At 32.6% G+C, this 14,107-nt stretch carries 16 protein-coding genes and 1 pseudogene; 5 read left to right on the forward strand and 12 right to left on the reverse strand.

Annotated elements, in window-relative coordinates; all coding sequences use genetic code 11:
- Nucleotides 1-25 precede the first annotated feature (25 nt).
- The 9 genes and pseudogenes from ILS93_RS01835 to recQ form a co-directional block, all read right to left on the reverse strand.
- The gene (locus ILS93_RS01835; protein ID WP_064475502.1) at nt 26-397 is read right to left on the reverse strand and encodes a hypothetical protein; all 372 of its coding nucleotides are present in this window, start codon (nt 395-397) and stop codon (nt 26-28) included.
- A 207-nt stretch (nt 398-604) separates the two neighbouring features.
- Entirely contained in the window at nt 605-1,117 is a 513-nt protein-coding gene (locus ILS93_RS01840; protein ID WP_033662712.1) for a GNAT family N-acetyltransferase, read from the reverse strand.
- A gap of 43 nt (nt 1,118-1,160) precedes the next feature.
- Nucleotides 1,161-2,162, reverse strand: a complete 1,002-nt coding sequence (locus ILS93_RS01845; protein ID WP_222659799.1) for an HAAS signaling domain-containing protein — start codon at nt 2,160-2,162, stop codon at nt 1,161-1,163.
- Nucleotides 2,149-2,496 carry a PadR family transcriptional regulator gene (locus ILS93_RS01850; RefSeq protein WP_061679735.1) on the reverse strand — a complete coding sequence of 116 codons (348 nt, stop codon included), beginning with the start codon at nt 2,494-2,496 and terminating at the stop codon, nt 2,149-2,151. The genes ILS93_RS01845 and ILS93_RS01850 overlap by 14 nt, the downstream gene beginning before the upstream one ends.
- A gap of 169 nt (nt 2,497-2,665) precedes the next feature.
- Nucleotides 2,666-2,997 (reverse strand): annotated as a pseudogene (locus ILS93_RS01855) (DUF952 domain-containing protein).
- A gap of 82 nt (nt 2,998-3,079) precedes the next feature.
- Complete coding sequence (locus tag ILS93_RS01860; protein ID WP_222659801.1) at nt 3,080-5,155, reverse strand: HelD family protein; 2,076 nt, start codon at nt 5,153-5,155, stop codon at nt 3,080-3,082.
- Between the two features lie 116 nt (nt 5,156-5,271).
- Complete coding sequence (locus ILS93_RS01865) at nt 5,272-6,015, reverse strand: class I SAM-dependent methyltransferase (RefSeq protein WP_222659803.1); 744 nt, start codon at nt 6,013-6,015, stop codon at nt 5,272-5,274.
- A gap of 181 nt (nt 6,016-6,196) precedes the next feature.
- Nucleotides 6,197-6,580 (reverse strand): gamma-glutamylcyclotransferase family protein, encoded by a 384-nt coding sequence (locus ILS93_RS01870; RefSeq protein WP_064475507.1) that lies wholly within the window; start codon nt 6,578-6,580, stop codon nt 6,197-6,199.
- A 25-nt stretch (nt 6,581-6,605) separates the two neighbouring features.
- Nucleotides 6,606-8,723: a DNA helicase RecQ gene (gene recQ, locus ILS93_RS01875; RefSeq protein ID WP_064475508.1), complete on the reverse strand. Its 2,118-nt coding sequence runs from the start codon at nt 8,721-8,723 to the stop codon at nt 6,606-6,608.
- A 279-nt stretch (nt 8,724-9,002) separates the two neighbouring features.
- Between recQ and ILS93_RS01880 the strand changes: the two genes are divergently transcribed.
- From ILS93_RS01880 to ILS93_RS01895, 4 genes are all read left to right on the forward strand, one after another.
- Nucleotides 9,003-9,164, forward strand: coding sequence for a hypothetical protein (locus ILS93_RS01880; RefSeq protein WP_170957602.1), 162 nt, complete (start codon nt 9,003-9,005; stop codon nt 9,162-9,164).
- 684 nt (nt 9,165-9,848) lie between these two features.
- Nucleotides 9,849-10,472: an acetylglutamate kinase gene (locus tag ILS93_RS01885; RefSeq protein WP_222659805.1), complete on the forward strand. Its 624-nt coding sequence runs from the start codon at nt 9,849-9,851 to the stop codon at nt 10,470-10,472.
- Nucleotides 10,473-10,601: 129 nt separating this feature from the next.
- Complete coding sequence (locus tag ILS93_RS01890) at nt 10,602-10,958, forward strand: hypothetical protein (RefSeq protein ID WP_064475510.1); 357 nt, start codon at nt 10,602-10,604, stop codon at nt 10,956-10,958.
- Nucleotides 10,959-11,097: 139 nt separating this feature from the next.
- Complete coding sequence (locus tag ILS93_RS01895; RefSeq protein ID WP_064475511.1) at nt 11,098-11,550, forward strand: SET domain-containing protein; 453 nt, start codon at nt 11,098-11,100, stop codon at nt 11,548-11,550.
- A gap of 2 nt (nt 11,551-11,552) precedes the next feature.
- On the opposite strand, the gene ILS93_RS01900 is transcribed toward ILS93_RS01895, so the two are convergent.
- The 3 genes from ILS93_RS01900 to ILS93_RS01910 form a co-directional block, all read right to left on the reverse strand.
- Nucleotides 11,553-11,750 carry a hypothetical protein gene (locus tag ILS93_RS01900; RefSeq protein WP_120340933.1) on the reverse strand — a complete coding sequence of 66 codons (198 nt, stop codon included), beginning with the start codon at nt 11,748-11,750 and terminating at the stop codon, nt 11,553-11,555.
- 308 nt (nt 11,751-12,058) lie between these two features.
- Nucleotides 12,059-12,508, reverse strand: coding sequence for a DUF6884 domain-containing protein (locus ILS93_RS01905; RefSeq protein WP_064475513.1), 450 nt, complete (start codon nt 12,506-12,508; stop codon nt 12,059-12,061).
- A 20-nt stretch (nt 12,509-12,528) separates the two neighbouring features.
- Nucleotides 12,529-13,734: a hypothetical protein gene (locus tag ILS93_RS01910; protein ID WP_064475514.1), complete on the reverse strand. Its 1,206-nt coding sequence runs from the start codon at nt 13,732-13,734 to the stop codon at nt 12,529-12,531.
- A 161-nt stretch (nt 13,735-13,895) separates the two neighbouring features.
- Between ILS93_RS01910 and ILS93_RS01915 the strand changes: the two genes are divergently transcribed.
- Nucleotides 13,896-14,093, forward strand: a complete 198-nt coding sequence (locus tag ILS93_RS01915; RefSeq protein WP_046954126.1) for a DUF4017 family protein — start codon at nt 13,896-13,898, stop codon at nt 14,091-14,093.
- Nucleotides 14,094-14,107 lie beyond the last annotated feature (14 nt).

Consider the following 14,107-nt stretch of genomic DNA (forward strand, 5'->3'; position numbering starts at 1 on the left):
TTCCTTTCAATTTAGTTAGCTACCATTAATTTTTCCTTTTCCTTTTTAAAATACTAATAAACACGAATCCACCATAAGTAACAAAACATGAAAAACCAATTATCCCTGGCACAGAGACATAGCCTATTCTTATATAACTTATAACGGCAAAACAAGCGATAGATAATAAAATAGATGGCCAAAATATAAGTGCTGTTTTTCTTCGTCTCTGTTTCGATGTACTTTCTTTCTCTTCAGAAACACGTGTGCCAAAAAGCAATACAATACAAATGAGGATTGCTGCAAAGTAAATTGTATCTAATGACAGATTATGATCGTAAATCGCGATTCCAACTTCCATAGCGATAATCGTTAAAATTAATATGATGATTGTTGAAGTTTTTAAGTTTCTTTTCAATCACTCACCCCTAGTATGCCTTTGCTATACTTTTTGTAAATGCATATCCATACCTCTTTTTATATTGTTTTATCATCTTCTCACAATTCGATATAGAATATAAAAAACCTTTTTGATTACATGTTATTTATCCATACAATAAAAAAGATAGCATGAAATTTCCCCATACTATCTTTCTAAAATACATAATTCGCATAACGCAAACATTTACTCTTCCGTAGGCTTTTTAGGACCATTAAGCTCCAATTGATAAAAAGCTAAATCTAACCACCTGTTAAACTTATAACCAGCCTTCTTAATTGTCCCCGCATGAACAAATCCATAGTTTTCATGTAAGGCAATGCTTTTCTCATTTTCTGCATCAATTCCAGCAATTAAGGTCATATATTCCCTTTCTTTTGCAACTGTAATCAATGCTTTCATTAAAGAAGTTCCTATCCCATTTTTTCTATATTCCTTATGAACGTACACAGAATGCTCAATTGAATATTTATAGGCAGGCCAAGCTCTAAACGGGCCAAATGTCGCAAATCCTACTATTTTATTATCTAATTCACATACTAAAATCGGATAGCCGTTAGCCTTTTTTTGTTCATACCAATCTATTCTATTTTCAAGGGTTACAGGTTTATACGTATAGACGGCTGTTGTATTCAATATAGCATCATTATAAATATCTAACATGTATGTTACATCTTGTTTCCTTGCTTCCCTTATCATTGCTTTCTTCCTTTCATAAAGTATATCTTCTTTCCTTTCACTACTACATACGAATACGAGCTTTTCGGAAACCATCAAATATATTTAATACCGCAGATAAAATATAAATGATAATACCTCCACCAATTAACCACTTTTTAAATTCCTCTGGAGAAGTAGTAAACACATTTGCCACATACGTAATAAATCCTTCGTTAAATAAATGCGGATTTACTACAATTACAATGAATACTATTGTTCCAGCTATTTGAAGTATAGCATTCCCGATTGCTAATCTTCGCGTCCATTGTCCCTGTACTAACTTATAAAGAGATATACCTATTTCAAATACAATCATAATAGCAACGATTGGCCAATACTGAATTAATACATCTTGATTAAACGTCGGCGCAATAAACTTCAATCCATTTTCCGTACCGTGGTATACGCCAACGAGATGATTCGCATAAAAGTAAAGTGTCGCCCATATTGCCGTCCACATTAGACCTCCAAACACTTCGAACTTTGAGATCGACTTTTTCTTTGGAACATACGAAGTATTTTTCAAATCATCAGGCGTCCATTTTTTTAAACTTGTCGTCAACGGTTGAGTACCTTTGTCTTTATCTGTTCTTTCTAAAATTGCAAATACAAGTGTCAACCAGAAAAATACATGGAGGCCTACTTCGACAATTTCCCCAATTCCTTTACCTATCAAATTTAAAATAACATTTAATACCGCTTGCTCACCATTATATCCTACAAAATTTTCTGCAACCATTGCAATAAGTGCGATTACAGCTGCTATTGGTATGATCATTTTTAACAATGTCGTATATACATCAAAATAACGTGGTCCAATTAAATGCATCGGTCTATCCAGATAGCCATTAGCCAATGAAACTGGGCTTCCCAATTTTTCAAGGACACTCTTTACATCTTCCTCATTATACTCATCAGGTAACATATCCTCGATAGTTGACCGTAGTTCAAGAATAATATCTTCACGATTTTTTTCAGGTAATCTCTTCGCTACTTCTTCGACATAAATATCAATCAAATTCATTCTTGTCCTCCTCCTTTAATAAGTTATAAAGTTCTTTCGAATCCTTTATCCATTCCTTTTTTAACTGCAAAAATATCTCTAATCCGTATTCACTTAAAACGTAATACTTACGAGGCCTACTCTCCGTTTTATCCCAACTACTCGTCACTAGCTCTTGCTTTTCTAATCGGCGAAGTAGTGGATATAAAGTACTTTGATCGATTGTGATCCCTGATTGCTCCAATAATTGGACAAGTGAATACCCATACTGCGGTGTTCTTAACTGGCTTAAAACCGCTAATGTTAATGTCCCTCTTCTTAGTTCAGTAATTAACGAATTTAATAAAGCATCCATTCACTCACCTCATTTCCATTACTATATGTCATACAGTATATGTTTTATACTATGTATCGTACAGTATTAGTGTGATAAAAACAATGCGTATTTACAAAAAATAGATAATAAAAAAGCACAAACTATATAATTTGTGCTTTTCTTGTTAATTTAAACGGCTATTACAACCTTAATTTTGTACCTCTTGTAATATAAACTCTCCTTTTTCTTTAGTAAATGGGGTAACACCTACAATTGCCTCAATATTAATTACTCCATATACATGCGGATATTCTTGACCGTTAGAAGCAAGTTCATATTTTATTTCTGCTTTTATTAAGGATGGATCGATTGTCAGTAATAAAACATCTTCTTCATGACTAAAATATTTTTCAACAACTTTTAAAGCTTGCTGTAAAATGAACAATGAATAAATCCCTCTTCTTTAAGTGAAGCTTCATTAACTTCTCCATCTACCTTTGCGATTTCCCAATTTCTTTTTGTTATTACTTTTGTTATCATAGTTATCCTCTCTCCATGTCTTTATATAGAAAAACAAGAGGTTCTTCTTTTTGTTACTAGAAAATCCTCTTGTATGTAATATTTATTTTAATCCATTAATTAAAGGCGATATTTCTCCGCTATGGAAAATCCATAAATCATGAAGTGACCTTGTACATCCGACATATAGTAACTTTGCATCATGTTTCGTATTTTTATAATGTTCTTCATCAACATCGATTAATAGAACAGCATCAAATTCTAGCCCTTTTGCCAAGTATACAGGTACTACTGAAATACCACCTTCATATTTACTTTGATCTGCTTCAATGACGTTTACGGCCAATCCTGCTTTTGTTAATTTTCCATATATATCGCGGCATTCATCGTCTGTTCTTCCTATTACCGCAATGGTTTTCACATCTTCGTTTTGTAGATGTTTTAACGTCTTCATAATCTCATTAAATTGATCTTCTGCATGGATTACCTTAACATCTTCACCACTGCGAAAAACTGGTGTTGCGAGCCCAACTGGAATCTCTGCATTTTTAATTATTTCGTTCGCAAATTCTATAATTTCTTTTGTAGAACGATAACTTCTCGTCAGTTCATAATAACCTGTTTCTTGGAATACTTCTTTAAAAGCACTCCAATCTTCAATCCCTTGATAATCATAAATTGCTTGAGATAAATCACCTAATATAGTAAAAGAATTACCTAGTGTAATTTCTTTTAATACATAAACTTGGAATGGCGAGAAATCTTGCGCTTCATCAATAACGACGTGATGGAATTTCTGTCCGATTTCAATACCTGTTATGCGGTGATGTATGTAAATTAAAGCTGGTAAATCTTCTACATACACTTCTTTTTTACGACAACTCTTTTCAGTTTCTTTCACAAGTTCTTCAGGTAATACTTCGAGTATTTCTTTACTTTTCAATATTGAACTATATAGTGAAAGTGCACTCATTTTCGGCCAAAACTTCATATATGTGTTCAATCTCTTTGTCGCTTCTTTTTTTAGTAATTTCTTCTCGTTTGTTTCTCCATACTTTTTCAGTTCAATTTCAATCCAGCGCTTCATTCTGCCGACTAATCTTTCTCTTCTTTTCTTTAATGGATAATGTTTATATTCAACTTGCATCCATTTTTTTATGTCTTCTACCGGAATAATAGCTTTGTCCCATGCCTCAAAATCACTTGTTGGTACTAATTCATTTTCAAATTGAATCATTCTCTCTTCAATAAAGGACTTAAATTCTAGTGTACCTTTCAATTTACCGAGCATAACCTTTTCTTCATCACGATTAATAGAAAATGCTTCTTTCAATTTTTCTTCTGTCTGCTTCAGTTTCACCGAATCATCTAACGTACGTAATGCCCAATCTGGAAATGTTGTTTGACTAATATTACCTACACCTAATTCAGGAAGCACACTCGAAATATAGTCTAAAAACAGACTATTCGGAGCGAATACAATCATTCTCTCAGCTTCTAATTGTTCACGATATTCATAAATTAAAAAAGCAAGGCGATGTAAAGCGATCGTTGTTTTTCCGCTTCCTGCAACCCCTTGAATTAATAATGGTAAGTTTCTTTCCGCACGAATAATATCGTTTTGCTCCGATTGTATCGTTGAAACAATATCCTTTAGTTTATTATCTTTATTCTCACCTAATCGATATAGAAGAAAATCATCGGCATGAGATACATCTTCATTTCCTTTTACATATGTATCAACAACACGTTCTAGTTCTCTTTTTCGGATTGAGATGTTTCGCTTTAAATAAACATCACCTTCTACTAATCCATCTGGCGATTGATAAAACGCTAATTCATCACCGCCGGTAAATGAATAAAACATACTTGCGACAGGTGCCCGCCAATCAATTACAATTGGTTTCATCGTATCTTTATGTGAAACACCTACTTTACCGATGTAAATCGGCATAACATCTTCCTTACCATCCTCCTGAAAATCTAATCTTCCAAAGTATGGCTCCTGCACACCAATACGTAAGTTTTGTCTATTAGACTCCCTCATACTTTCAAGAATTTGCTCTTTAAAATCTTCTCCATAATAAACTGGAATTTTTTCAAGTTGTTCTAATTGATCCTCCATCGTACATAACGTATCTTTCATTTTTTGTAACTCTTCGTCAAAAATGCTGTTCATTTGATGATTCCCTCCTGTCCGTTCTAATTTTTCAGTCGAGATACAATTGTATTAAAAATCCATTTATAAAGTCAATAGATTTAGCAAGAATTTTCTAAATCAAAAAAGAGTAGAGATTAATCCCTACTCTTCCTTACTTTAATTCGATATGCCAAACATTCATTTAATGTTGCTAATTCTTTATATTTTCGTTTTTCAAAATCATATGCTCCGCCTGGGAAGAACCCTACAATACTTAATCCAGCTTCAGCACATAGATTGCTAATCTCATCTACCGTATAACATCGTAAAGACTGTGTAACTATATCATTGGGATTATTAGGGTGCCACCAATGATCTAACATTCTTTCATTTATACTATCATATTCGTATTTTCGCATAGCTGCACTTAAGGTCATTTCTTGTCCACTTACTTTTTTCCAATACAATGGTTGATACATATCAATAAGTGCACATCCATCATCCTTCATCCAGTTTTTAATGCGTTTTAATAGAATCAATTGCTCATCATCTGTTCCTACACCAAATCCATCAAAATAACTAACAACATCAAACTTTTCTTCAAAATTAATTTTATAAAAATCAGCGCAATGAATATCTATATCATTAGTAGAATGTTCTTTTGCAAACATAACTAACTCTGGAACAAGCTCAACAGTAGTCATCTTTACACGTAACTTAGACATCGCCCTTGCGAATCCACCATTTCCTGCTCCTAGTTCCAACATCGAATGAAATGGATATCCAACTTGTTCTTTAACTTCTTTCGCAACTTGCTCTAACCAGCTTTCTGTATTGATATCGTAATTGGATAGTTTAAATTGTTTTTCGTAAAATTCTCTCACATTTAATTCGTTCATTATTATTCTCCTCCTGCAATAGATTTTTCTTCTACAGGTGAAAAACTAAATCTCTAACACCCATGAAAAAAACCATTCAAATTTCCCTATATTTACAATTTATCAAAATAATAAGAATTTTGAAAGTACCAATATAAAAAGCAGATAATGGATGATACCACTATCCGCTCTATGACTGCTATTATTTTTCTTGTTGATACTCTACCCAATCACCAGAAATGATAACTTTCTTTAACATCCCTATATCTTGAGCAACATACACAAATGCACGTATTTCTCTATCACCTAAATAAACCGTTTCGGTGATTCGGTCATATAAATCACTTTCTGCATTACCTGTATATTCTTCAAGTTCATCTAATTTTTGCAGAACAACCTCATTTACTTCATAAACTTCTCCGTATACTTTGTCCTCATTTGAACAAATCATTGCCGGATACCCTTCGTTTGTATCAAATAATTTACCATACGTCCATGCTCCGTCTGCGATGCATATTGCCCCTTGCATAAAATGAGCATTCGTTTGCTCTTTTCTTAATGTGCCATACACGAAAACGTGATGCATATATCCCTATCCCCTTTTTATATATCTACTTTCTAAATTGTAAATATGCACGAATCATAAAGTAACTCACTTCATTTGGAAGTTGTTCCTTAATTGATTTCAGACCACCCTCTGCATTTTGCACGGCAGTTTCAATCAGTGATTCATATTCTGCAGGAACAAAACTGTTCCAGTCTATTTCCATTCCATCCTCAAAAGAGCGAATTAAATGATTTTCAATTGTTTGTCTTGATAAGCCACGTTCTTTCGCAATTTCATCTAGATCAATGCCTTGTTTATACATTTCATACGTTTCTAAATGAGAATTTGCTGAAGCTTTCCCTGACTTTTTCCGCTCTGTCACCACTTCTGTTTTAACTGTTTCAGCATAGTTTGGATTGTCCTTAATAAAGTGCTGAACTGCTTGTAAGAAATGAGAACCATACTTCACAAGTTTATGTTCGCCGATCCCTTTCACAGTTAAAAGTTCAGAGTCACTATGCGGCATTTTTGCACACATATCTTTCAACGTTTGATCAGAGAAAATAACGAATGGAGGTACACCTTCTCCTTGCGCAATTTCTTTACGTACTTCGCGAAGCACTTCAAATAAAGGATGATCTTGAACAATTTGTCTTGTCTCTACTCGTTCTTTACGTAAAACATTCTCTTTACCTAATAATACTTCTTTCCCTTTTTCTGTTACTTTTAATGTTGGATACGTACCATGTTCAACTGCAATTAACTCATCTGAAATTAGAAACTCAATAAATTCACTGACTTCTTTGACGCTTCGATTTGATAGTAATCCGTATGTTGGTAAAGTATGAAAATTAAATTCAATAACTTTCTTATTTTTAGATCCAGTTAGTACTTGTGCAATCATTTGTTTTCCAAATCGCTGGTTCGTCCTAATCATGCAAGATAGAACCATTTGTGATTCTCTCGTCACATCGATACTTTCGCGGTCGTCCGTACAATTACCGCAGCGGCCGCAATCTTCTTTCGGTTCTTCTCCAAAGTATTGCAAAATAAATGATTGTAAACATTGTTCTGTATGACAGTAATCAGTCATATTTTGCAGTTTTTCAAGTTCATTTGAAAAACGAGATTCTCCTGTCGATTGGTCAATTAAAAAGCGCTGTACTTGCACATCTTGAGAAGAATATAACAATATACATGCACTATCTAATCCATCACGGCCAGCACGTCCTGCTTCTTGATAATAACTTTCCATGTTTTTTGGCAGTTGATAATGGATAACGTAACGAATATTCGATTTATCAATTCCCATCCCAAATGCAGATGTCGCTACCATTACACTCACTTCATCACGTAAAAAGAGTTCTTGCTGCTCATTTCGATCTGTATCACTCATACCAGCATGGTATTTTGATACAGAAACTCCTGCTTTCATTAAATCTTCATACAACTGATCAACTACTTTTCTAGTAGCTGCATATATAATCCCAGATTCTTTTTGATTTTGACGAATATAATCCGCTAAATATGCATTACGATCTTGTCCTTTAATAACAGAAAATGATAAGTTCTCGCGCTCAAACGTTGTCATAATCGTATTTTCTTGATTAATTCCAAGCGTGTTGCAAATATCTTCACGAACTTGTGGTGTTGCCGTCGCAGTTAATGCTAGAACAAGCGGTTTTTCTGGAAGATAATCTAATATGCGATGTATATGTAAATAACTCGGACGGAAATCATGTCCCCACTGCGAAATACAGTGCGCCTCATCAATTGCAATCATCGGGATTTTCATATCGATAAGTTGGTCAACAAATTCCATTGAATCAAGACGCTCCGGCGCCACATAAAGTAACTTATAATGTCCTTGTTTTGCTAATTGAATTCGTTGATTCGCTTCCGCAATCGAAATAGAACTATTAATATAAGTAGCTGAAATACCGTTTTGTACTAATGTATCTACTTGGTCTTTCATAAGTGAAATCAAAGGTGAAATAACTAATGTCGTTCCTTCGAATACTAATGCGGGAATTTGATAACAAATTGACTTACCACCGCCCGTAGGCATGATACAGACTGTATCTTTCCCATCTAATACATTTTTAATTGTTTCATCTTGCCCTCTTCGGAATGACGAATAACCGAAATAAGACGCTAAAAGTTCTTGTGCTTTTGTAAACAAAAAAGAGTCACCTGCTTTTCTTTATCTTTCATCTATTACTATTATATCATCACTTATGTGTCATGAAAGTGATGAATACAAGACTAACAGCTTGCTTTTTCATTATTTTATGCTTCTCTACGTTTTAGAGGTTGTTTAGCAACGGTGTTTTAATGGCTATTTATAAATTTTAAAACATAAATAAAGCACATATAAAATGAATTACAAAATAAATATACATTTTATTAATCTTCCTTGAATACTACTAATCTTATACATATGAATTCAGGAGGTTACTATATGAAACAGCAGAATATTAGTTCCACCAAGCAGAAAACAGTACCGAATCAACTCCAATTCTCGAATCATGATGCGTGGAAATATGAATCATATTATAAATACCAGCCATTATTTTCTTATAAAAAGCTTTTTCATTTTCTTTCTCAACTTTTTAAACGTTAATACGTGTGCGAAATATATCCATTCACAAAACTTTTCTCAATATAAACCTTATAGACTTAATACAATACAGTTGATATCATATGACATATTCTGTTGGATAAAACTCCTTAATTTGACCTGCTTATATAAGCAGGTCTTTTTTGACTATTATATATTTCATTACGCTTTTAGATGCTTGCAAGTCTTTTCTCCATTTTATAACCATACTTCACTTACAACAAATGATTATATTAACCAGAAGTAAAATATAAGTTCTTAACATTTAATGAAGTAATTCTTTTTTTCTCAATACACAAAACGATTTTTACTTGTTACTATAAAAGTACTCTAGATGAGTTTTTGCTCATCTACATTATCTAGTTAAAGGGATCTGCTGCGGGAAGCGGATCCCTTTGACTTTATTAAAGATTCACTTTTATTTGGACACATTTACCAGGTTTTTTTAATAGAATTTTATGATAACATTACTTAGTCGAGTCCGACATCTCGGCAATACCCTTTTGAGGCTCTGCAACTTCCCTTGCAGAGCCTTGTTTATTTTTATATTCATTTTATTTATATATACCACAATAAAATCCTTCATCTTTTTCCACATCAATTTCTGAAATTAATCTAGGACACGTAACTAAAAATAAATTCCCATCATACTTTGAGTTATACATGTTCAAAGGAGTGTTACCGTTTATGTATTCTTATTGGCAATCGTATTACTCCCCCTATCATAACCCTTATGTACACTTTGATACATCTGTACGTAATTACCGAATTAGTAAAAATGAAAACTTTTTAAAAGGTTATATGCGTTCTTTATGGGAACAACATGTCGCTTGGACGAGATTAGCTATTATAAGTATTGTCTTTAATTTACCAGACGTTAACGTTACAGTTGGACGTCTTCTTCAAAATGCAACACATATGGGATTATCACTTGAACCATTCTATGGTGAGGATGCTGTAAAAAAATATAGTGCATTAATTAAAGACCACTTAGTCATTACTGCGGATCTAGTTAAAGCCGCAAAAGCTGGTGATCAAAATGCAGCTGCCGCTATAGAGAAAAAATGGTACGCTAATGGTGATGAAATTGTGGCGTTTCTTGCTAGCATCAACCCTTATATAGAAAAAGAAGAATTCAGAAAAATGTTTTATGAACATTTAGCACTTACGAAAGCAGAAGCGCTTGCCTTCCTAAATAAAGATTTTGAAGCAAGCGTAAAACTATATGATAAAATTGAAAAAGAAGCATTAGAAATGGCTGATATGATAACAAACGCAATCGTAAAACAATTCCCGCAAGTGTTTCAATAATAATAAGCCGATTTGAAAACACAAATCGGCTTATTAAACTTTCTATCAATGAAATTTCACCTCTCCTCTTTACATTTAACGTATATCGATATATTTTATTAATATCCGTTTTTTATAGGAGGAAATAGTTTGATTAACGCCATTGGTCTCGTATTTATCCTCACAAATAAACACGAGAAAAAGAAGAAAGTTTATCTAAATGAAAAATTCGCATTAATAGACATTATTGATTCTAAAGAAGTAATTGATGAAGAAGGGAACTCACTAGTAGAACTAACATGTAAATACAGTATTTATCTAGATGAAAAATATTACTGTAAATCTCTCGATGATTATACTGGACAAGTATTTCCGTTCTTGAGCGCTAAAATAGGAAAAGGTCTTCTTAGAAACTTAAATTACTATTTCTCTTACGTTGATGCCTATGATAAAAAACCACCCGTTAAAGAAATTAGACCACTTATGAAACAAGTAACGAACAGATAGCGAAATATACGCAAAAAAGAAAGCATCTAACTTCGGATGCTTTCTTTTTTTGAATCAAGCACTCGTTAACTTCTATCTTTCTTCTAAAAATATGTATCTAGGCATACTTTAAATTAAAAACATTGGAGGATTAAACTGGATGAAATACTCAGAAACAATTGTTAGTAAACGGCTTCGAACACTTAAAATATTTACTATGTTTATCATGCTAGTTTTAATCGCATGGCTTGGATATACAAAATTAATTTTTGAAAACGGATTTCTTCAAGAAAAGAAACTTTCAGTTGAAGTAATGAATACTAGTATTACAGGTGAAATCGAACAAAGTTTCCATGTGAATTTACAAGGTTACCGTAAAATAGACGTTGATACTATTATAGATGCAAGTAAAACCGATCCGAGCGAACTATCATTAATCGAGCTAATTAATACATCTTGTTCGCGAGATTGCATAAGTGAACCATTGACATATGTGGACGAAAACAATGGATATATCTTTTATAAGGAATCTACCGGAACTAATGTAGCTATCAAGATTAAAAAACAAGACACGTGGGAAATTGTAAAAAAATCTGTTCAAGATGGAATATAACCTTAAAAAATTAAAGAGTACTTAGCGTACTCTTTTTTATTATTAATACCCTTCATGTTTACAATGACATTTCGGTTTCTCTTTACAATTGCATTTTTCACAATCACACTTCGATTTCTCCTTGCAGCGACACTCGTCACAATCACATTTCGGTTTCTCTTTGCAACGACATTCGTGACAATCCCTGCATTTACATCCACATCTTCCGAACATTAAATCATCCCAAAATGAACGCCTGCAATTACAATGATTCCGCATAAATATTCCTCCTCCTAAATAGAATTCATCATATTCTATGATGAAAAGTAGAAAGAGGTTTGTTTACTAGTCTACATTCTAGATTTATAAGTATAGTTATAAATGTTATACTTTTCTATTAGTTGTACCTAATATATTTAAAGAGATTACTACAAAGAAAAAAGCCCAATATTTGGGCTTTAAATTAATATGTATTTTCTATTTTTTTGCTCACAATATATATAACTAAAAAGCTCTTACAACAAGTTGGCTATAGTTCCTTTCCTTCCCCCACAGCCCCTTTCAACCTCTGTAACATATATCCAATTCCTTTACATCCTGCTAACGGATACGTAATGTTTTCTTCTGGATATAATTGTGTCACTACTTTCTTATGCTTCTTGCCTGCAAGTAAAACAATTTCATCAAACTGAAGCAAGTCTTTTTCAATCATCTGTTGTTTTAATTGTTCCACGCTAATAATCTCATCGCTTTTTGAATCAAATGCAAGGTCATAGTTTTCTAGAACAATATCATTTGGTCTTAAAAATCCATGCTTCGCCGATAAGATAACCCAATTCTCGAAAAACAGAGTTGCATACGCCTGACATGCTTTTCCGAACGGGCTAATATATACATCTTTTGCCTCCATCGGTCCGAAATCTGGATACTTATCCCAAATCTTCTTTTTTCCGCATGGAATTATGCATAACCTTTTCATCTTTATTTCTTACCTCACTTCTAACTTTTTAAATATAAAAATATAGAATTCTCTTCTTCTTCATACTCAGCTTCTATATCACCAACACCCACTACGTTCCAACCATTATTTGTTACTATCGGCTTTTCATTCATTATAATATGAACTTGTGTCATATTTTTAAAATTTTCTTCAAAAGATGCTAAAACAGGTTGATTTATCATATATGTTTTATTATGTATACATACACTTAAAAAGGTTTTATGTAACGCTTTATTTTTGTTTAATTTTACATTCATTGGATTAAACGAATTTAATTTTATATTCCCTACAATATACAGATGATACCCTTCTTCTTTATAAAATTGCATAAAATCCTTATCCCTTTCGTTTTGTACAAAATGAAGGATTTGCTTCGTTTCTTTACTTATTGCAAATTCATTATTTAAACTTAAAACAACATTAATGTTTTGTTTTAAAAAAGCATATAATGATTTATCACTATTAAAGAAGCTCGTTCTCCATTCAGAATGCATCTCATCTAATAATAAACATAAAAGCATTCCTGAGCTATAGCAACTCTTCCTAATGTTACAATTAGCATCATATATATCTAAAATAAGTCCGCTATATTTTCGTAATGTTTCACTTTCATCATTTTTACATACTGCAATGTGGGCGTTCATTTCAACATACCAAGCAGGCCCCTCTATACTTTCAACCATACACTCATAAGTGATAAACTCTTCTTTCATAAAACTAGTTCTTTGCTCTCTTAGTTCAATAAATTGCTTAATATAATTATATTTCTCAGCTTGTGACTTACAATGCACAGCATCATATAAACACATTCGTTCTTTATTTCGCAATTCTATATTTCCCTCTATTATAGGATATTGAAATCCTAAAGTTTCATTTGGAAATCTACTTTCTTTATTCAAATATTGATAGCAATGAAAAAGTTCGTGCACCACAACTGCAAGTAAACTTTCATAATCTCTATGCCTATTCATATTCACGATGGCAGTCGGATAATCTTTTAATAGGATAAATGTATCAGCCTTAAATTGTTCATCCCGCTTTAAAATGGCATACTCACCATCATCTTTCAAAAATAATGGATGATGAAATACATACACATGCTCATCATTATATAGTGCAAATGCAGCCCTATTAAAACCAGGCCATAGTGTATTCAATAATTCTATACTTACATCTTTCTTTATTCGATTTAATATATTGTTCATTATATGTAACACCCCTATATCATTCTACATACACCTATTCTATTCCACTTAATAACAACCCTTTTATTTACATAAATGTTAGAAAAACATATATCTTTTCTCAAACTATAATGTATTATACAAATATACATGTGATAATTTTATGAAAAGGAGGTGAACAAATGAAAAATATAATCCCTGCACTAGTACTCTATATTATTGTTTGCATAATCGCTATGATTGCTCCAGCATCTGAAGGTTATAATCATATTGGCTGGAAGTTGTTTGTTGGGCAAGCGTATGCCATACCTATTTTCATCATTGCGGCTATTATTACATTTTATATAAACAAGAAAAAATCTACGAACAAACAGTTATAAGGATAGCAAATGCT

Source organism: Bacillus sp. 16GRE42 (assembly GCF_019837435.1).
GTDB lineage: Bacteria > Bacillota > Bacilli > Bacillales > Bacillaceae_G > Bacillus_A > Bacillus_A wiedmannii.

Coding starts and splice junctions, on each gene's coding strand:
- ILS93_RS01845 (WP_222659799.1), bottom strand. CDS start 2,162: ATGAATTTGATTGATATTTATGTCGAAGAAGTAGCGAAGAGATTACCT.
- ILS93_RS01895 (WP_064475511.1), top strand. CDS start 11,098: ATGAAATACTCAGAAACAATTGTTAGTAAACGGCTTCGAACACTTAAA.
- ILS93_RS01840 (WP_033662712.1), bottom strand. CDS start 1,117: ATGATAAGGGAAGCAAGGAAACAAGATGTAACATACATGTTAGATATT.
- ILS93_RS01910 (WP_064475514.1), bottom strand. CDS start 13,734: ATGAACAATATATTAAATCGAATAAAGAAAGATGTAAGTATAGAATTA.
- ILS93_RS01885 (WP_222659805.1), top strand. CDS start 9,849: ATGTATTCTTATTGGCAATCGTATTACTCCCCCTATCATAACCCTTAT.
- ILS93_RS01870 (WP_064475507.1), bottom strand. CDS start 6,580: ATGCATCACGTTTTCGTGTATGGCACATTAAGAAAAGAGCAAACGAAT.
- ILS93_RS01880 (WP_170957602.1), top strand. CDS start 9,003: ATGAAACAGCAGAATATTAGTTCCACCAAGCAGAAAACAGTACCGAAT.
- ILS93_RS01905 (WP_064475513.1), bottom strand. CDS start 12,508: ATGAAAAGGTTATGCATAATTCCATGCGGAAAAAAGAAGATTTGGGAT.
- ILS93_RS01860 (WP_222659801.1), bottom strand. CDS start 5,155: ATGAACAGCATTTTTGACGAAGAGTTACAAAAAATGAAAGATACGTTA.
- ILS93_RS01915 (WP_046954126.1), top strand. CDS start 13,896: ATGAAAAATATAATCCCTGCACTAGTACTCTATATTATTGTTTGCATA.
- ILS93_RS01865 (WP_222659803.1), bottom strand. CDS start 6,015: ATGAACGAATTAAATGTGAGAGAATTTTACGAAAAACAATTTAAACTA.
- ILS93_RS01850 (WP_061679735.1), bottom strand. CDS start 2,496: ATGGATGCTTTATTAAATTCGTTAATTACTGAACTAAGAAGAGGGACA.